Origin of the sequence: Leclercia sp. UBA7405 (genome assembly GCF_037152215.1) — a bacterium.
Lineage (GTDB): Bacteria > Pseudomonadota > Gammaproteobacteria > Enterobacterales > Enterobacteriaceae > Enterobacter > Enterobacter pneumoniae.
The window spans coordinates 1,336,341-1,353,724 of the sequence record NZ_JBBCMR010000001.1 but is presented as its reverse complement, the minus strand read 5'-3'; the positions used below and the strand labels follow the sequence as shown (position 1 = coordinate 1,353,724).

The following is a 17,384-nucleotide window of genomic DNA, read 5'->3' as shown; positions in this document are numbered from 1 at the left end:
GGGAAAAGTCATGACCATCCGTGAATTATCAACAGCTGAATTTTCTTCTGAAGTGTTAAACGCATCCGTTCCAGTATTAGTCGATTTTTGGGCATCCTGGTGCCAGCCTTGCCGTGCGGTTGCACCAGTGATTGAGGCCCTCGCACATGAACACGCCGGGAAGATGGCCGTTTTCAAAGTCAATATAGATGAACAGCCAGAGCTGGCGGCTAAACATGGAATACGCTCCATTCCCTTTTTTAAAATTTATGTGCGCGGTGAAACCGTAATGGAGTTTTCCGGTGCCAGGCCAAAAAGCGACTTCGATTCGTTATTGACGACCATTATTGACTGATCTAAGAGCATTACATTCATCTGCGAGAATATTTATGAGCAATGTACGCGTAACGCCGTGGCAGGATAACGATCCTGTACCGGCTGATTTACTGGCCGCTATGCAGGCCCGTCGCCCCGGCGGGGAGTTGATTGGAATCGACAGGGTACTGCTGAAAAGCTTCCCGCTGGCAACCGGCTGGAATGCCTTACTCGGACGAGTTCGAGCTAATTTTAGTCTTGAGCTCATTTATCTTGAATTAATAATGCTGCGTGTGGCGGTACTCAATAACGCTGAATTTGAGTGGGGTGTGCACTATCCGGTTTATCTAAACGCTGGAGGAACTGAAGAGAAGGCTCTGGCGCTGAAACAAGCCGAACCGGAACGTAGCCTGTTCAATGAGCACGAATGGACCCTCTTAACCTTAACCGATCAATCAACAAAAAAAGTGGATGTTGATAGTAAGGTCATTGAATCACTAAAAATCCTCTTCGGTGAAACCAAAACGGTAGAAGCCGTAGCAACCGTTGCCGCTTACAACATGGTTTCACGTTTTCTCGTAGCGCTGGACATCTAACGTCCCATCCTCTCTCTTCTGTTACCTGGATATCACCGCAGTGCACGCTGCGGTGATGCTATGGGCGAACGCACGCGGTGAACCGTGGCGCCCATAATAAGGAGTGCATATGTTCGAAATAGATGCTTTTCATCTGGCAAGGATCCAATTTGCCTTCACCGTTTCGTTTCACATTATTTTCCCGGCGATAACGATTGGTCTCGCCAGCTATCTGGTAGTACTGGAAGGGCTTTGGCTTAAACAACGCCGAGAAGTCTATCTGGATCTTTATCATTTCTGGTCCAAAGTTTTCGCGGTTAACTTCGGTATGGGCGTCGTTTCCGGCCTGGTCATGGCTTATCAGTTTGGCACTAACTGGAGCGGATTTTCTCAGTTTGCCGGCAGTATTACTGGACCTTTACTTACCTACGAAGTCATGACAGCCTTTTTCCTCGAGGCCGGTTTCCTGGGCGTCATGCTGTTTGGACGTAATAAGGTTGGGCCAGGTCTTCACTTTTTTGCCACCTGCATGGTCGCTTTGGGTACGTTGATTTCGACTTTCTGGATTTTGGCTTCCAATAGCTGGATGCACACCCCGCAGGGGTACAGTATTGAAAATGGGGTAGTGGTGCCCCAGGACTGGCTAAAGATTGTATTCAATCCGTCATTCCCATGGCGTCTGGTGCATATGACGACAGCGGCATTTCTGTCGAGCGCCTTCTTCGTCGGCGCATCCGGCGCATGGCACCTACTTAAAGGTAATGATACGCCTGCCATCCGGACGATGTTCTCAATGGCACTGTGGATGGCTGCCATTGTTGCCCCCATTCAGGCATTTCTGGGTGACGGGCATGGGTTAAACACGCTTGAACATCAGCCTGCGAAAATTGCGGCGATTGAAGGGCACTGGGAAAATAGACCGGGTGAAGCTACACCACTCATTCTTTTTGGCATTCCGGATATGGAGCAGGAACGCACAAAATATGCCCTCGAAGTTCCCTATCTCGGCAGCTTGATCCTGACTCACAGTCTGAATAAACAGATCCCTGCTTTGAAGAGTTTCCCGTCTGCTGACAGGCCAAACTCTACAATAGTGTTCTGGTCATTTCGTATCATGGTGGGACTGGGGCTCTTAATGATTGCCCAGGGGGCAGTGAGTCTTTGGCTGCGATATCGCAAGCATCTTTATTCTTCCCGACCTTTTCTTTGGTTTGTATTGCTAATGGGGCCATCCGGTTTAATGGCCATTTTGGCAGGGTGGTTTACCACAGAAATTGGGCGGCAGCCCTGGGTAGTTTATGGTATCCAGCGCACCCGTGACGCAGTATCGGCGCACGGTAGCTTATATATGAGTTTTAGCTTGCTGGCATTTATCCTGGTTTATTCCGCGGTATTCGGAGTGGGTTATCTCTATATGATGCAGCTTATCAAAAAGGGTCCGGTCAGTGGCGAAGGTCAGCATCATGAGGAAGGGGGGCCTGGCCAGCTTCGTACTCCGGCACGGCCTCTTTCTGCGAGCAGCCAACAAGAAGGAGCACGTCATGATTGATCTCCCGCTTGTCTGGTTTGGCATAATCATTTTCTCAATCCTGATGTATATCGTCATGGATGGATTCGACCTGGGGGTAGGGATCATCTTCCCTTTCAATAAGGATGCCGAAGAACGCGATGTCATGGTTAATACGGTGGCGCCGGTCTGGGATGGTAACGAAACCTGGCTGGTTATGGGGGGAGCTGGCCTCTATGGCGCATTTCCTTTGGCCTATGCCGTCATCGCCGATGCACTGGCCGCCCCCTTAACGCTGATGCTCATTGGGTTGATCTTTCGTGGGGTCGCTTTTGAATTCCGATTTAAAGCTACGCCCGCCCATCGTCCTTTCTGGGATAAGGCATTTATTGTTGGTTCAATTATTGCCACCTTCTCACAAGGTGTGGTTGTGGGCTGCCTGATTAATGGTTTACCCGTTAGTCAACGTGCTTACGCGGGTCCGGAACTTATCTGGCTGGATCCTTTTGCGCTGTTTTGCGGCGTTGGTCTTACCTTAGCTTATGCGCTCCTGGGCAGTACATGGTTGGTTATGAAGACCGAAGGGCGCTTACAGCAGAAAATGGCCAGACTTACTGTACCGTTAGTTACGGCGCTGGTGGTGATAATGGGGATCGTTAGCCTCTGGACCCCTCTGGCTCACTCGCATATCGCTTTGCGCTGGTTCAGTCTTCCAAACTTGTTCTGGTTTTTGCCTGTTCCTGTTCTGGTTTTGGTCTGTTCATGGGGAGTGATACGCTCCGTTCGCCGCGGCGCACATTATTCCCCTTTTTTATTAACGCTATCACTTATTTTCCTCGGATTTTCAGGGCTTGGGATTAGCATCTGGCCCAATATCATTCCACCGTCAGTATCGCTTCATCAGGCGGCTTCACCGGATAAGAGTCTGGCCTTTATGCTGGCAGGCAGTACGGTGATCATCCCTGTAATTCTTATCTATACCTTCTGGAGCTACTACGTTTTCCGCGGGAAAGTCAGGACTGGCGAGGGATACCATTAAGGAGAAATGTATGCATACAGGCACCGACAATAAAAATCCTGGACTGCTGAAAGGACTGGCGTGGTTGATCATCATCTGGACGGCCAGCGTCCTTGCGCTGGGTGTGGTTTCACTGATTTTCCGCGCGCTAATGTCTGCGGCAGGGTTGAAGTCATGATCTAAACCGATGCCCGGCCGAATAATGTCCGGGCGTTTTACCAGAAAGAAATTCTTTTCTGTTAAAGAAGTTTATCTGCTTTGTCGGGGGCGGTGTCTCCACCTCATACTTCATCAGAGATTTTTTGCCTTCTTATGTTAAACCCACCGAACAAATCTATGACAATTCCATTGACGATCAAACAAATTGAGATGCTAGTGAAAATCAGTGAGGGAAAAGGGCTCTCTGAAGCGGCTCGCCTGCTAAATATCTCTCCTTCGGCCGTTAGTAAAGGGTTGGCAGTGATGGAAGAAAACCTCGGCGTCCCACTTATTCAACGAACGACCCGGTCATTCCAACTCACTGAAGCTGGAGAGTACTTTGTCTCCAGAGCCTCATCTCTTCTCAAAGAGTTTGACGATATCGTGAATACCACCTGCGGGTATTTCAACCATCCTCACGGCGCGCTGCGGATCACCTGTTCCGTGGCGTTTGGTTATGCACATTTGATTGATATTTTTGAAGAATATCGCAAAAAAAATCATGACGTTGAGCTCATTCTGGACCTCGACGATCACCTGACCAATCTTAATGAAAACAACGTTGATATCGCGCTGCGGATCACAGCCACGCCGCCGCAAAACTATGCAGCCAGAAAATTATCCAAAATAAGCTGGCTCTACTGTGCTTCACCTGCCTATCTTGCGCGAAACGGCACCCCAACCCGGCGTACAGAGCTCGCGAGCCATGAGTGTCTGGTGTACCCAGGCTTGACGCCACCGCTCCGCTACAACGAGATAGCTTCGCAACATCCTCAGTGCACAATCAAACCCAGAATGCCTGTGCAGGCTAACAGCAGCCTTTTGCTGCTTAAAGCAGCTCTATCTGGACAGGGTATAGCCTGGCTTCCGTCCTACCTGATAAGCCGACACATTGATAGCGGGGAGCTGGTGCCCCTGACGCTGGACGGTAAATGTGCCTATCCCACCCACAGCCTTTATGCGCTCTATTTCCCGAGCAAGTTTCGTAACCCAAAAGTCCGATCTTTTATCGATTTTCTGGTTGAAGAGAATCAACCGTGGAACCGTTGGGAACAAGCAATTGAGAACCTGCTTTAACCGGCAGGTTTCCTGATGTGCGCTAGCTCACAAATATAATTCCATATAAGAATGTTCGCATAAGAAAAAACTATTATGCAGATCACATTAACAGATAAATAATTTTATATTCTGTGGCATACGTCATGCCGTTTTTTAATAAACAACTTGTGAGTGAAAGTGGAAACTGTTTTCTTTAATTTTCATTCGCTACAGTTTTGTTGCTGTGTAAAGCTAATTACATTCAATCATTAAAGCCAGCCTGGATATTTGATTGAATATCGGCAGAAGCTTGTTCACATCCTTTCAGGAATGTACAAGCTACTACAGCATGTATTTCTACCATGCTCGTTCTGGTGGTTATATTTAGTCTATTGGGGTCTCCTATGACTGTAGGAATTAATAGTGAAGTAATAAATAAAAAAAATATTCCCTTTACCATGTACGATTTAGGGTGGGTGGTGCTCTGTATTGGGGCCGCCATTGGGTCCGGTATTGTCTTTTTCCCATTGCAGGTCGGCCTGAAAGGGGTATGGGTATTTGCGCTGGCGGTTATCCTTGGTTATCCGGCCGTCTACTATATGCAGAAACTTTTTATTGAAACTATGGCACGTAGTGATGAACAAGATTCTTATCTAAGTATCATTGCTAGCTATGTAGGGAACCGCTGGGGAGTGTTACTCGGCGCGCTTTATTCCATCACCATGCTGAAGTCGATGGTAGAGTATGCCCTTGCCATCACCAATGATAGCGCTTCCTACATGAAGACGTTCGGCCTTACGACCCAGACGCTCTCAGATCACTGGTGGTGGCCACTGCTGCTGATTGCCGGGCTTTCTCTTGTGGCCTCTAAAGGGGAGAAGTTACTGTTCAAAGTATCTGGAAGCATGATTGCCATAAAATTGGTCATCATTGTAGCCATTGGCTTTGTAGTAGTGCCTTTCTGGGATGTGAGCAATGTCAGCGAATTTCCAGGTGTTAACCATCTGATTGTTGGTACCTTTCCAACTCTGCCATTTGCTATCTTCTCCATCATGTTCGTTGGGATTTTGAATCCTATGAATATTGCGTACAAAAAACGCGAAGAAGATAAAGAGGTGGCAAAGTATAAAATATTGCGCGTACACAAAGTGGCTTATCTGGTTCTGGTGGCGACCGTTCTGCTGTTTGTCGTCTCCATCGTACTGTCTATCAGTGAGGCGGATGCGCTGCGGGCCTATCAGGATAACATCTCCGCACTTGCGCTTGCCGCTAAGGTGATACCAGGAGCAGCGGTGAAATACATGAGCGTGATTCTGAATGTGTTCTCCATCGTAACCGCCTTCCTGGCCCTCTATCTGGCTGTGCATGAGTCCTTTGTTGGCTTAATCAAAGTCACTGTACAAAAAATGTTTAAATCTCAGACCCCAAATAGCAATACTATCTCCGTGACAGCATTCTTCATGGTGATATTGGTGCTGTGGTTGATCGTTCTGACGAACTTCCCGATTCTTAAGGTATTTGTTTTTGGCGGAGTGACTTATGGTCTTATCAGCTGCATCATTCCTGGGTTGATTATATTAAAGAATGACAAGTTTACCGATCTTAGGGGCGTATCGGTCTATTACGTAATCTTAATAGGCATGCTGATGTGCGTTGGACCATTTGTCATGCTGTTTTCACAATAGAAAATTTACCTCTGTAACTCACGCTATGCTTCAACCATAACAATTAAAAGGCTCGATCATTAATTATATTCCGGGTCATCATTAATTCAATTCATGATGACCCGGAAATAAAGTCCGCGAGTGAAAAAGAATTATCAAAGACGCTTGCCTGTGATATGAAGAAAGAAACGTAAAAGATAATGGGGAGCGGAGATGTCGCACAATAAAATCGCAGAAAAATTACAGAACCTTCAATCATCTGCAATTAGAGAACTACTCAAACACAGTAAAATGGAGAGCGTCATTTCTCTCGGCGGAGGCATTCCGGATCCTAATTTATTCGATCGTGAAGGATTAGCGATTGCCATGGATAAAGTGCTAACGCATGCCTGGAAGGATGCTTTTCAGTACGGACTGAGCGAAGGTAATCCTCAGCTGAGAGGTGCCATCTGCCAGCTCATGAGTGAAAGGGCTATCAACTGCGATATAGACGACGTGGTTGTGACCTCCGGCTCTCAGCAGTCGCTGGATATCCTTGCGCGCGCGTTAATTAATCCGGGTGACGTTGTAGTGGTAGAACGACCTACCTATCTCGCAGCATTACAGGTATTGCAGATTGCAGAAGCAAATTTGATGTCTGTCGGTACGGACGGCGAGGGCATGATTGTCGATGAGCTCGAAGCACTGGTAAAAACCTCGACGGTGAAAGCAGTTTATATCGTGCCGACCTTTGGCAACCCAGGCGGCGTAACGCTTTCAGAACAGCGACGCAAGCAGCTGGTGGCCCTGGCTCAGCGTTACGACTTCGTCATCATCGAAGACGATCCTTACGGTGAGATTAACTTTACCGATAAGACGTTTACTCCGCTCAGAGCCTGGGCTGCGGAGTTAGGTAATAGCGATAATGTGATTTACACCTCTACCTTCTCTAAGATTCTTGCGCCAGGCGCACGGGTTGGGTGGTTAGTCGTGCCTAACTGGCTTAAACGACAAGTAGTGAGTCTCAAGCAAGCCACGGATCTGCATACCAGTGCTCTATCCCAGTCTTTAACTTACCACTATTTAGACGGTGGCCGTCTTGCTGAGCAGATTAGGTTGATCCGCGAAGCTTATAAGCAGAAATGCCTTGTTCTCAGCCAGCACCTCCAGAACGAGCTGGGTGACCATCTCACTTTTCATCAGCCCATGGGCGGCATGTTTTTATGGGCAAAATTTAGATATGAGATGGACACCACGCAGTGGCTGCAAAAAACGCTGAATAACGGCGTGGTGTATGTGCCTGGCGAATTCTTCTATTGCAATGAGCCGGATCGCTCCACGCTCCGTATGTCTTACGTCAGCACTACGGAAGAGAAGCTGAAAGAAGCGGTGTTGCGCTTAAAAACCGCACTGAATTAATCGTCGTCGCCAGTTGGTCAGGGGCGGGGACATAGGTCAAAAACAAGTTAGTAAAAGTTGTAACAAGAGGAAGTGTAATCATGTCCAATCATAGTTTTGATAATCAGGTGTCCCCGGAAACCTATCTTTGTCATGGCCCGTTCGATCCTGACGTATTTGGCGGTGTAGTTAACCCACCGGTGTATCATGCTTCAACCGTCATTTTCAAAAGCTGCAAAGAACTTAGCGAGCGTCACCAGGCTCTGTTTGATGACGCTGAAGATGAGGTGATGTACTACGGGCGCTTTGGTACCCCAATCACCTTTGCCGTACAAAAAGCACTGGCTGAGCTGGAGGGTGGTTACCGTTCACTGTTGGTCCCCACGGGTCTTGCGGCATGCACCAGCGCCTTACTGGCCCTGGTTAAAAGCGGAGATCATATTCTTGTCAGCAGTAGCGTGTATGGCCCGACGCGTGGGTTCGTGAACAACGTTCTGGCGAATATGGGTGTCTCTGCCACATTTTTCGACCCTACGATTGGCGACGGTATTGAAAGTCTGTTCAAGCAAAATACTACCGTAGTGTTTACGGAATCGCCTGGCTCACAAACCTTTGATATGCAAGATATACCAGCAATTACTCGCGTTGCGCATGCTCATAACGCCAAGGTTATTGTTGATAATACCTGGGCGACGCCGCTGTTTTTCAAACCATTCGATCACGGCGTGGATGTCTCTGTGCATGCCGCCACTAAATATATCGTCGGACACTCTGATGCGCAGATGGGGCTGATTACCACTAATAAAGAGACATGGCTGGCCATTCGTCGCTTCGTGTATCTCTTTGGCCTGCATGCCGCACCAGACGACGTTTATCTGGCTCAGCGTGGACTACGCACTATGTCTTTGCGCCTCGAACGCCATCAGAGCTCAGCACTGAAAATTGCTAAATGGTTCGAAGAGCGTGAAGAGGTTCAACAGGTCCTGCATCCGGCATTGCCTTCCTGTCCTGGTCATGAAATCTGGAAGCGTGACTTCACTGGTTCAAGCGGTCTGTTTAGCGTTGTGCTTAAACCTCACTTTTCAAAAGAGTCTGTCGAGAAGTTTATCGATAGTCTGGAATATTTCGGTATTGGTTTCTCCTGGGGCGGTTTTGAAAGTCTGGCCATTCCGTTTAACCCGCGTAAAGATCGCCCTGAATATCACTGGCCGTACGAAGGACAATCCTTCCGTTTGCAGATTGGTCTGGAAGACCCGGTTGATTTAGTAAAAGATCTGGATCAGGCGCTTCGCCATTTAAAGGGGTAAGCCCCCTTCAGAGCGCCAGCGGTGCTGGCGCTTGTTATACTAATGCAACAACGAAACGTTCTGATTGACGGAAGTAGTAATGGATATCCCGATAGATATTAAGCATTTACACACTCTTTTAACATTGCGTAAAACGGGAAGCCTGACTCGCGCGGCTGTAGCCTTGCAACTGACACAATCGGCGTTATCGCATCAGATTAAACAGCTGGAAGACCACTACAACGTCACGCTGTTTGTACGTAAATCATCCCCGTTGACGTTTACTCTGGCGGGAGAGCGTTTGTTAACGCTTGCTGAGACCGTGCTCAATGCGATGGAAGAGGCCAATCGGGATCTATATCAGTTCGCCAGTGGCAAGCAGGGGTCGCTGCGAATTACCCTTGAGTGCCATACCTGTTATGGCTGGTTACTGCCGGTGATGGATGAGTTCCGTAAGAAATGGTCAGAAGTTGAAATCGATATCCTTCCGGGTTTTCAGCCGGATCCGGTGGGACTGTTGCTGCAAAACAGAGCGGATGTGGCCATTGTGGATGACACAGAGCAGACGGAAATGGTCAGCTACAGCTCATTGTTCAAATATGAAATGGTCGCCATTTTAGCTAATGAACACCCGCTGGTGCGTAAACCCTGGCTTGAGGCGGAGGATTTTCGTGAGGAGTCGTTGATTACCTATGCGGTACCGGAAGATCGTATCGATCTATGTCGTAAAGTATTAAAACCTGCCGGTATATCAGTACGGCGAAAAACGACTGAACTCACCATGGCAATTGTTCAGCAGGTAGCCAGTCAGCGCGGCATAGCCGCGTTGCCCATCTGGGCGGTATCAGAATATCTGGACAAAAAGTACGTTACCGCTAGATCGATTACCAAAGAAAAATTAATGTCTGAAATTTGGCTCGCATCGCTAACCGATAATCTCGATAAAGACTTTGTACGTGACTTTATTCATTTTATCCGGCAGCGCTGTATGCGCCTTTTGCCTGACATTCAGATAACGTAATTAAACATTATGAGAATAGGGGGTTTATTTATTCGAACCCCGGTTAACGCTATTTATTTACAGGAGATACAGATGAAAAATATTATTAATACCGAAGCCGCTCCAGCTGCAATCGGCCCTTATTCGCAGGGTGTTTCCTTCGGTGATTTGGTGATGACTTCCGGCCAACTTCCTTTGGATCCTGCTACGATGGCCTTCCCTGAAGGGGGAGTAAAGGAGCAGACGCGCCAGTCGCTGCTAAACGTTAAAGCAGTTTTGGAACAGTCGGGTGCGTCACTGGAAACTGTACTGAAAACAACTTGCTTCCTTGCCAGAATGGAGGATTTCGCCGCCTTTAACGAAATCTATACCGACTTTTTCGGCTCTACAGGCGCGCCGGCACGTTCCTGTATTCAAGCGGGCAAACTCCCTAAAGATGCGTTAGTTGAAATCGAAGCCATCGCCTACATTAAAAAGTAATCATAATTGTAATGACAAAGGAGGCGGGGTGGATATTCACCGCATGAAACGCGTGCATCATTTTTACTACTGCCTCCTTATTGCGGTGAAAATGTATCGTCGCGAACGTCGTTTTCTGAACAGAATTGAAGAGAATAAGTTTATATACGAGTGGCTTAATAAAGCTGCGAAAAAAAATATTTTCGAACATACATTGCATGATGAAATTACGTGGCTAACAGGACAATTACGCGGTCATGGAATAAGGGTAGATATAGCGGCAATGGTCGAAAACATCGTTGTTAAATTAGACTTTCTTTTGAACATGCAAGAGGAGGGTTCAACATGAACAAGCTTCGCGAACGCGTTCGAAAAATCTTGCCACCGCCGGTGTTATTGCTGCTGTTTATGTCGTTCAGCATCTGGAGCAGCTGGCCCGCTCTTACTTACCTGAATAGCATGGTTAGCTGGTCGTGGCGCGGCGGCGCAGCGCTTCTGGTAGGTAGAATAAGTCTGAGTCTGACGCTGGCTGGATTGTTTACCTTAACAGAAAATAAGACAACTCTGAATGCCCTACACCCGGAACGCACCCGTAGGCTTGTGACCAAAGGCTGTTATCGCTTTACTCGCAATCCCGTCTATTTAGGCTTCGTGGGGCTTCATTTTGCTACCGCCCTGATATTGAATAGCGTAGCGGGTTTGTTCGCGACACCTTTTCTGATTTTATTCCTGACCTTTCTGCATATTCAGCCAGAGGAGGCCGGCATGCAGCGGCTCTTTGGACTGCAATGGGACCAATATCGTAAAAAGACGCCGCGCTGGTTCTGTCGGGCGTTATTACTACGGAAAATGACATGAGTACTCCGGTTGACCGATTATTTGTGCTGGCGCAGTACTTGATACCACAACACTTTCTGTCACGGCTTACGGGATATGCTGCCCAATGCCGGATTCGCTGGATTAAAAACAGGTTGATAAACGGATTTATTGCCCGTTACAACGTGGATATGGCAGCAGCCTGCGGCGAGATTGCAGAAGTTTATGAAAATTTTAATGCTTTTTTTACCCGCCCGCTGAAAGCCTGTCTGCGACCGATCGCGCCGCATCCCCGGGATATAACCAGCCCAGCGGACGGCACTCTCGGGCAATTTGGCTGCCTCAAATGCGACACGCTTGTACAGGCCAAAGGGCACGAATATAGCCTGCATGCACTGCTTGGAGGCGATTTTGAACGCACCTTACCCTTTATCGATGGCGAATATGCGACGATCTACCTGGCCCCTCGGGACTATCACCGAGTACATATGCCTCTGTCCGGAACGTTGCGCGAAATGGTCTACATCCCTGGTAAACTCTTTTCAGTCAATAGTGTCACTACTGATGCCGTGCCCCGTCTGTTTGCTCGTAACGAGCGTGTCGTTTGCCACTTTGATACTGACGCAGGACCGTTCGTTATTGTTCTGGTCGGAGCGATGATTGTTTCATCTATTCATACCGTCTGGCATGGTCCGCTTTCTGCGCATTCTGGTCAGATCCAGACATTCACTTACCCTGCAGCGGACCTTAGGCAGATAAGGTTAAACAAAGGCGATGAACTTGGTCATTTTATGCTGGGCTCGACGGTCATTATGCTCTTTGGGCCACATCGGATGCAGTGGGCACAAGCCGTAACGACAGGTAAATGCTTAAAGTTCGGTGAGTCGCTCGCGACCCGCCTGGATTGATATCTGCCGCAACGTTCTTTGACTCACAGCTGAGCATCTTCCCCTTGTCAGCCATATGAATCATTTACTGAGCGTGTGGGCAGTAGTTACGACGCAATAACATGATAGCCCCGCCCCGATGACCAGCAAGCATCTGTATATGGATGAAGTTGCCGGGCCGGGCCAGTTCTGACACTGCATAGGAGGCACTATGGAAAATGGCATCTGCAATTATCAACTTACGACTAAATGGCAAGGCGGCATGTCCAGCCGGACCCATAGCCGCTCATGCTTTGATGAAGGGAATTTACACTCCCGGCAAGACCATATTATTGACTCTGATGAGCCTGAGGCATTGGGTGGCACAGGGCTGGCGCCTAATCCCCAAGAGTTGATACTCGCCGCCTTCAATGCCTGCATGACGGCGGCATTTGTTTACGAGGCGCACAGGCAAGATATCACTATAAGCCATCTTGAAATCCAAACCTCGGCCACGCTTTGCATCATGCGCCCCGAATCTACAGACTCGAAGGTGGATGAAAGGATTGACTACACCATTCACGTCAGTGGAAACGGCAACACTCGCCAGTTTGATAAAATTCATAGCGCAATCATTCGCTTATCGCCTAACAGATGGTTGATAGCAGGAAATATCACTATCGAGGGCGATCTGATCGTCACTTAATTTTGCTTGCTCAAACCTCACCTGCAATTGAACAGGATGTACCGTAAGATGACCACAGAACATGCTCTCTCTGTACCTGAGCAAAATAACAATATTATCCGTCTGGCTAGTGCTCAGGCGTTGGCTGGGGCGAACTCGGTTGTTTTTTATGCGACAGGAGCCATCGTCGGGGATACCATCGCCCCCGATGCGACGCTCTCAACACTCCCCATTACCATGTTTGTGCTGGGTATGGCGGCATCGATCTTGCCGTTCGGCGCCCTGGCAAGATATCACGGACGTAAAACCGTGTTTATGACAGGCACGGGAGCGGGAGTGATAACGGGGCTGACTGCTGCGCTTGCGGTGGTTACTGGCTCGTTTTTACTCTTTTGTATCGCCGCCTTTATCGGCGGGACTTATGCGGCGGTGGCGCTCAGTTTCCGTTTTGCGGCAACGGATGGCGTCTCGCCAGCTCGGCGTGCCAGGGCATTGTCACTGGTGATGGGCGGCGGCGTTGTCGCTGGCGTCATTGGGCCCGGACTTGTGACCGGCACGATGAATCTTTGGCCACCCCATACATTTGCCATAACTTTTATAGCCCAGGGGCTGGTAGCGGCTCTTTCAGCAGTAATCCTGATGGGGGTTAAACCGACAGAGGTCGGTACGGTCTCTACATCCGTTGGTCGGCCGATCAGTGAAATTATTCGCCAGCCCGGTTTCGCCAGAACCGTATTCAGCGGCGCGGTGACTTATATGGTGATGAATTTCCTGATGACGGCTGCGCCACTCTCTATGCATATGCACGGGATTTCTCAGGAAGCCTCCAACCTCGGCATCCAGTGGCATGTGATTGCTATGTACGCACCGGGGTTTTTTACCGGTAAGTTAATTAGCCGTTTTGGCGCACTAAGGGTTGCAGCGGTAGGGCTGCTGATTACCTCCAGCGCTATATTCATTGGTCTGGTTGGTACAGAAATCCAACACTATTGGTTATCGCTGATTTTGTTGGGTATAGGATGGAATTTCGGTTTTATCGGTGCATCAGCCAGAATTATCGATTTTCATCGGCCTGAAGAGAAAAATCAGGTGCAATCGCTAAACGATTTTGTGGTGTTTGGTGTAATGATTTTTGGCTCGTTTTCGTCAGGAGCGCTCCTCAACCTCTACGGCTGGAACGCTGTTCTTTGGGGATCACTGGTTCCGATAAGCCTGGCATTTCTGGCGATAATTGTTGGGGAGCGCGCTAAAAGATAAAAAGCCCGCGTCTGGCGGGCTTTTTATCAGTTATGCCACTGCCTGCTGTTCATTTGTAGCGGTGGCGTCACTCTCTTGCAGTTTTTTTATTAGCCTGTCTGCAACGTTGGCCGACCAGGCGGCAATGGTCAGGCTAGGCGCTCCGCCGGGAGAGGCTGGAAGAGCTGAAGAGTCAGCCACATATAATCCAGGATGATCGAATACTTCACCTTCAGCACCCACCACGCCATCCGCATTTGATGTGCCCAGACAGGCTCCCCCCATGGGATGTACGGTCACCGGATTACGCGGTGCGTAAATTTTTGTCTTTGTGCAGGCTTTGATGTTGGTCAACTCATCATCGATGTCAGCATAGATGCTGTTCTCTTTCTTGCTGTAGCTGATTTTAAACTTGCCGCCACTTATGATGGCAGAGCCGTTGCTGTCATCGCCGCCGAAGGCAATGATCACCGATTGTTTACGTAACCATCGCTTCAGGAACAGGGGGACAGGTACATCATCCAGCCCCTGAATGCTGGCGCGCAAAACAAGCACACGTTCGTTGGTGGAGTCCTTCAGGCGGAATGGGGAAGCGATAGGCATACCTTTCGACATATCTGTAGCGCTATTCTCTTTCCAGACGCCGAAAAAGTCGCCATTGCCGCTGAATTTCTGGCCGAGTCGGGGCATGCCCGTAAGACCGCCTTCAATGTCACGACTGCGCATTAACAACCGCAATGTATTCAAAGCGCCAGCCGCAAGAATAAGGTGTTCAGCTTGAACATTTTCTATTTTCCCACTGACATGATTGCGATAACGTACTTCATAGCGCATTGTGCTGCCTGGTTGCGATTCGATTTTATGGATCGACAGGGCTTCGCACATCTCCTGTACAACCAGCCCCTCCTTTACCGCTGGCCATATAAAGCTAAAGTCGAGAGTCGTTTTCGCCCCTGAAGGCGAACCCAGGAAGCTGTTGTTTTTCATGTCACACTCCCAACGTTCGACACCGTTGTGATCCTTTACTTTGACCGGAAAGCCAGGTTTTTGGGGGACCAGCATGGCGATTGCAGGATCGCCGAGGGGGGTAAGCAGGCCATTATAATTGGCCTCTTCAATGCGATTGGGTGCCTTGTCTGCCGCGGTTAGCGGCCGTGCATTGAAGGCCTTAATGATTTCGTCGTAGTAAGGCTCCATGCTTTGTTGGCTTATTTCCGGGTGGTGGTTATCCCAGTAGTTTGCGGCGAGCGGCCGATCCAGGAAACCAGCATAAACATGGCTACCTCCACCTACGCCTGAGGAGCAAATGATGTTGATCCCCTTACCGGCATAAGCTTCTATAAACCCCTTTTTATTCAGCGTTAATGTTTTTTTAAATAAATGCGAGCCTACCGTTCTCAAACCATGGGTAAAAGCTTTACTTCCCTGAGGAAGAGGGACAAGGTTTTTAAGACCGATTGAGCGGTTTGGCACCGTATCGCGCCATGGGCCCCGTTCTAGCATTAAGACATCACGACCAGCCGCGGCCAGGCGTCGTGCGGCCATCGCGCCGCCAAAACCACTACCAATAATTAGTACTTCAACTTGCTTAGTCATTAACCAACCTTGTAAATGATCCCGCCGGGATACTGTTAATCAGAATTCCGGAGGAGAGGTGGGAAGGGCGGAGCGGCAGGCTAAACTCGCTGCTCCGTTCGTATAATGCACGTCACGCGGCATCATCAAGATTGCGAAGTTGAGTCCTTATACTGCAAAGACTCTTGTCTGATAGTGTCGAGCAGCCTGTCGGCAACGTGTGCAGCCCAGACGGCAATTGTCAGGCTGGGAGGCCTGCCGGGTGATTCGGGTAACGCCGCCGCATCGGCAATGTAAAGACCAGGGTTGTCAAAAACTTCACCCTTAGCGTCGATGACGCCGTTCTCATTAGACGTGCCGAGGCAGGCTCCCCCCAGAGGCTGTACGGTGACAGGTGCGGAAGGTGAATAGATCTTGGTATCCGTGCGGTTTTTAATCTCGCAAACCTCGCTCTCAATTTCCTGGTAAACCTGGCTATCGGCTTTGTTATAGAGAACCTGAAATTTCCCACGTTTTAGAACCATCACGCCGTTGTTATTATCTTTACCTAGCGCAACGATGAAGGCGTTCCTACGTAACCACCTTTTGATAAAGCTGGGCATTGGTATCTCATCCAAACCCTGGATCGCAGCGCGTAATATCTGGACGGTTCTGCTCGTAGAGTTGGCCACCCGGAAGGGGCCACACAGTGGGAGGCCTATCGATAAATCGTGGTTGCTGTTCTCTTTCCAGAAACCGAAATAGCCGCCATTGGTACCAAAACCTTCGCCCAGACGCGGCATGCCTTCCAGGCCATCGCTATCGTTACGACTGTGCATAAGTAAACGAACGGTATTTAGACAGCCCGCGGCTAGAATGACATGCCGGGCGCGCACGCATTCATCCCGATTTTTATGATGATCGCGATAGTAGATTTCATAGCGCATACCACTCGCATCGTTTGAATCTAGTTTGCGAATAAGGGTCACTTCGCACATATCACGTACAATAAGGCCGCTGCGTATCGCAGGCCAAACAACGGCGAAGTCGAGCGTAGTTTTGGCACCCGTAGGAGACCCAAGGATACTGTTATTTTTATATTCACACTCCCATCGCTCGACGCCATTACCATCTACTATTTTGGCCACCTTACCGGGATTTGCGGGAAGCAAGATCCCGATGAACGGGTTAGCCATCCCCTCGGATGACAACGTGCCATCGTAACCAGTCTTGCTGATGTTATTAGGCACGCAGTCTTCATCATTGACGGGTCTGGCCTTAAGTAGATCAATGATTTCCGCATAGTAATTATCCATCGCTTTTTTTGATAATAGCGGATGGCGATTGGCCCAATAGTCGGGAGAGGCGGGCCTGGCGAGCATAGCAGCATAAACATGGCTGCCTCCGCCCACGTTAGATGAGCAGATAATATTTATGCCTTTACCGCTAAAGGCTTCGATAAAGCCTTTTTTATTAAGCATGATACTTTTCTTCAGCCGATTGGTACCGACCGATCGTAAACCATGAGTAAAGACTTTCCTGCCTTGAGGGAGAGGTGCGAGATGAGTTAAGCCTATCGATCGATTCGGCACCGTATCGCGCCAGGGACCTCTTTCTAACATCAGCACGTCCCGGCCTGCATCTGCCAGGCGTTTTGCTGCAACCGCACCGCCAAAACCACTTCCTATAACAACTGTTTCTGCCTGTTTTTCCATTAAAACACCTGCAACTTTGTAGGGTGATTTTCCAGCATCAACGATAAGAGCTGACCCTTAATAAATTACTGAGTTGATATGTATTCAATTGTTAAG

At 48.9% G+C, this 17,384-nt stretch carries 18 protein-coding genes; 16 read left to right on the top strand and 2 right to left on the bottom strand.

Features of this window, described 5'->3' with window-relative positions:
- Nucleotides 1-10: 10 nt before the first annotated feature.
- The 16 genes from trxA to WFN75_RS06625 all read left to right on the top strand — a co-directional run bounded on the left by trxA (nt 11) and on the right by WFN75_RS06625 (nt 14,040).
- Nucleotides 11-334, top strand: coding sequence for a thioredoxin (trxA, locus tag WFN75_RS06700; RefSeq protein ID WP_336995876.1), 324 nt, complete (start codon nt 11-13; stop codon nt 332-334).
- 34 nt (nt 335-368) lie between these two features.
- On the top strand, nt 369-890 hold the full coding sequence (locus WFN75_RS06695; protein WP_336995875.1) for a carboxymuconolactone decarboxylase family protein: 522 nt from the start codon (nt 369-371) through the stop codon (nt 888-890).
- Nucleotides 891-999: 109 nt separating this feature from the next.
- On the top strand, nt 1,000-2,418 hold the full coding sequence (locus WFN75_RS06690; protein WP_336995874.1) for a cytochrome ubiquinol oxidase subunit I: 1,419 nt from the start codon (nt 1,000-1,002) through the stop codon (nt 2,416-2,418).
- Nucleotides 2,411-3,415, top strand: a complete 1,005-nt coding sequence (cydB, locus tag WFN75_RS06685) for a cytochrome d ubiquinol oxidase subunit II (RefSeq protein ID WP_336995873.1) — start codon at nt 2,411-2,413, stop codon at nt 3,413-3,415. The genes WFN75_RS06690 and cydB overlap by 8 nt, the downstream gene beginning before the upstream one ends.
- A 10-nt stretch (nt 3,416-3,425) precedes the next feature.
- Complete coding sequence (locus WFN75_RS06680) at nt 3,426-3,572, top strand: DUF2474 domain-containing protein (RefSeq protein ID WP_336995872.1); 147 nt, start codon at nt 3,426-3,428, stop codon at nt 3,570-3,572.
- A gap of 158 nt (nt 3,573-3,730) precedes the next feature.
- Nucleotides 3,731-4,669 (top strand): LysR family transcriptional regulator, encoded by a 939-nt coding sequence (locus WFN75_RS06675; RefSeq protein WP_336995871.1) that lies wholly within the window; start codon nt 3,731-3,733, stop codon nt 4,667-4,669.
- A 365-nt stretch (nt 4,670-5,034) separates the two neighbouring features.
- A complete protein-coding gene (locus WFN75_RS06670; RefSeq protein WP_336995870.1) occupies nt 5,035-6,315 on the top strand; it encodes an amino acid permease in 1,281 nt (426 codons plus the stop codon).
- 192 nt (nt 6,316-6,507) lie between these two features.
- Nucleotides 6,508-7,692 (top strand): aminotransferase-like domain-containing protein, encoded by a 1,185-nt coding sequence (locus WFN75_RS06665; protein ID WP_336995869.1) that lies wholly within the window; start codon nt 6,508-6,510, stop codon nt 7,690-7,692.
- Between the two features lie 80 nt (nt 7,693-7,772).
- Entirely contained in the window at nt 7,773-8,978 is a 1,206-nt protein-coding gene (metC, locus tag WFN75_RS06660) for a cystathionine beta-lyase (RefSeq protein WP_336995868.1), read from the top strand.
- A 79-nt stretch (nt 8,979-9,057) separates the two neighbouring features.
- On the top strand, nt 9,058-9,978 hold the full coding sequence (locus WFN75_RS06655; RefSeq protein WP_336995867.1) for a LysR family transcriptional regulator: 921 nt from the start codon (nt 9,058-9,060) through the stop codon (nt 9,976-9,978).
- Between the two features lie 72 nt (nt 9,979-10,050).
- Entirely contained in the window at nt 10,051-10,437 is a 387-nt protein-coding gene (locus WFN75_RS06650) for a RidA family protein (RefSeq protein WP_336995866.1), read from the top strand.
- A 28-nt stretch (nt 10,438-10,465) separates the two neighbouring features.
- The gene (locus tag WFN75_RS06645; protein ID WP_336995865.1) at nt 10,466-10,765 is read left to right on the top strand and encodes a hypothetical protein; all 300 of its coding nucleotides are present in this window, start codon (nt 10,466-10,468) and stop codon (nt 10,763-10,765) included.
- The gene (locus WFN75_RS06640) at nt 10,762-11,274 is read left to right on the top strand and encodes a methyltransferase family protein (RefSeq protein ID WP_336995864.1); all 513 of its coding nucleotides are present in this window, start codon (nt 10,762-10,764) and stop codon (nt 11,272-11,274) included. The genes WFN75_RS06645 and WFN75_RS06640 overlap by 4 nt, the downstream gene beginning before the upstream one ends.
- Nucleotides 11,271-12,140: an archaetidylserine decarboxylase gene (gene asd / locus WFN75_RS06635; RefSeq protein WP_336995863.1), complete on the top strand. Its 870-nt coding sequence runs from the start codon at nt 11,271-11,273 to the stop codon at nt 12,138-12,140. The genes WFN75_RS06640 and asd overlap by 4 nt, the downstream gene beginning before the upstream one ends.
- Nucleotides 12,141-12,330: 190 nt before the next feature.
- On the top strand, nt 12,331-12,804 hold the full coding sequence (locus tag WFN75_RS06630; RefSeq protein WP_336995862.1) for an OsmC family protein: 474 nt from the start codon (nt 12,331-12,333) through the stop codon (nt 12,802-12,804).
- 48 nt (nt 12,805-12,852) lie between these two features.
- The gene (locus WFN75_RS06625; protein WP_336995861.1) at nt 12,853-14,040 is read left to right on the top strand and encodes an MFS transporter; all 1,188 of its coding nucleotides are present in this window, start codon (nt 12,853-12,855) and stop codon (nt 14,038-14,040) included.
- Between the two features lie 30 nt (nt 14,041-14,070).
- Here WFN75_RS06625 and WFN75_RS06620 read toward each other — a convergent pair whose 3' ends face one another.
- Nucleotides 14,071-15,615: a GMC family oxidoreductase gene (locus WFN75_RS06620; protein ID WP_336995860.1), complete on the bottom strand. Its 1,545-nt coding sequence runs from the start codon at nt 15,613-15,615 to the stop codon at nt 14,071-14,073.
- A gap of 125 nt (nt 15,616-15,740) precedes the next feature.
- Entirely contained in the window at nt 15,741-17,288 is a 1,548-nt protein-coding gene (locus WFN75_RS06615) for a GMC oxidoreductase (RefSeq protein WP_336995859.1), read from the bottom strand.
- Between the last annotated feature and the right edge of the window lie 96 nt (nt 17,289-17,384).

Bases quoted from the DNA above. Each gene is read 5' to 3' on its own strand.
- trxA (WP_336995876.1), top strand. From the start codon at position 11: ATGACCATCCGTGAATTATCAACAGCTGAATTTTCTTCTGAAGTGTTA.
- WFN75_RS06695 (WP_336995875.1), top strand. From the start codon at position 369: ATGAGCAATGTACGCGTAACGCCGTGGCAGGATAACGATCCTGTACCG.
- WFN75_RS06690 (WP_336995874.1), top strand. From the start codon at position 1,000: ATGTTCGAAATAGATGCTTTTCATCTGGCAAGGATCCAATTTGCCTTC.
- cydB (WP_336995873.1), top strand. From the start codon at position 2,411: ATGATTGATCTCCCGCTTGTCTGGTTTGGCATAATCATTTTCTCAATC.
- WFN75_RS06680 (WP_336995872.1), top strand. From the start codon at position 3,426: ATGCATACAGGCACCGACAATAAAAATCCTGGACTGCTGAAAGGACTG.
- WFN75_RS06675 (WP_336995871.1), top strand. From the start codon at position 3,731: ATGACAATTCCATTGACGATCAAACAAATTGAGATGCTAGTGAAAATC.
- WFN75_RS06670 (WP_336995870.1), top strand. From the start codon at position 5,035: ATGACTGTAGGAATTAATAGTGAAGTAATAAATAAAAAAAATATTCCC.
- WFN75_RS06665 (WP_336995869.1), top strand. From the start codon at position 6,508: ATGTCGCACAATAAAATCGCAGAAAAATTACAGAACCTTCAATCATCT.
- metC (WP_336995868.1), top strand. From the start codon at position 7,773: ATGTCCAATCATAGTTTTGATAATCAGGTGTCCCCGGAAACCTATCTT.
- WFN75_RS06655 (WP_336995867.1), top strand. From the start codon at position 9,058: ATGGATATCCCGATAGATATTAAGCATTTACACACTCTTTTAACATTG.
- WFN75_RS06650 (WP_336995866.1), top strand. From the start codon at position 10,051: ATGAAAAATATTATTAATACCGAAGCCGCTCCAGCTGCAATCGGCCCT.
- WFN75_RS06640 (WP_336995864.1), top strand. From the start codon at position 10,762: ATGAACAAGCTTCGCGAACGCGTTCGAAAAATCTTGCCACCGCCGGTG.
- asd (WP_336995863.1), top strand. From the start codon at position 11,271: ATGAGTACTCCGGTTGACCGATTATTTGTGCTGGCGCAGTACTTGATA.
- WFN75_RS06630 (WP_336995862.1), top strand. From the start codon at position 12,331: ATGGAAAATGGCATCTGCAATTATCAACTTACGACTAAATGGCAAGGC.
- WFN75_RS06625 (WP_336995861.1), top strand. From the start codon at position 12,853: ATGACCACAGAACATGCTCTCTCTGTACCTGAGCAAAATAACAATATT.
- WFN75_RS06620 (WP_336995860.1), bottom strand. From the start codon at position 15,615: ATGACTAAGCAAGTTGAAGTACTAATTATTGGTAGTGGTTTTGGCGGC.
- WFN75_RS06615 (WP_336995859.1), bottom strand. From the start codon at position 17,288: ATGGAAAAACAGGCAGAAACAGTTGTTATAGGAAGTGGTTTTGGCGGT.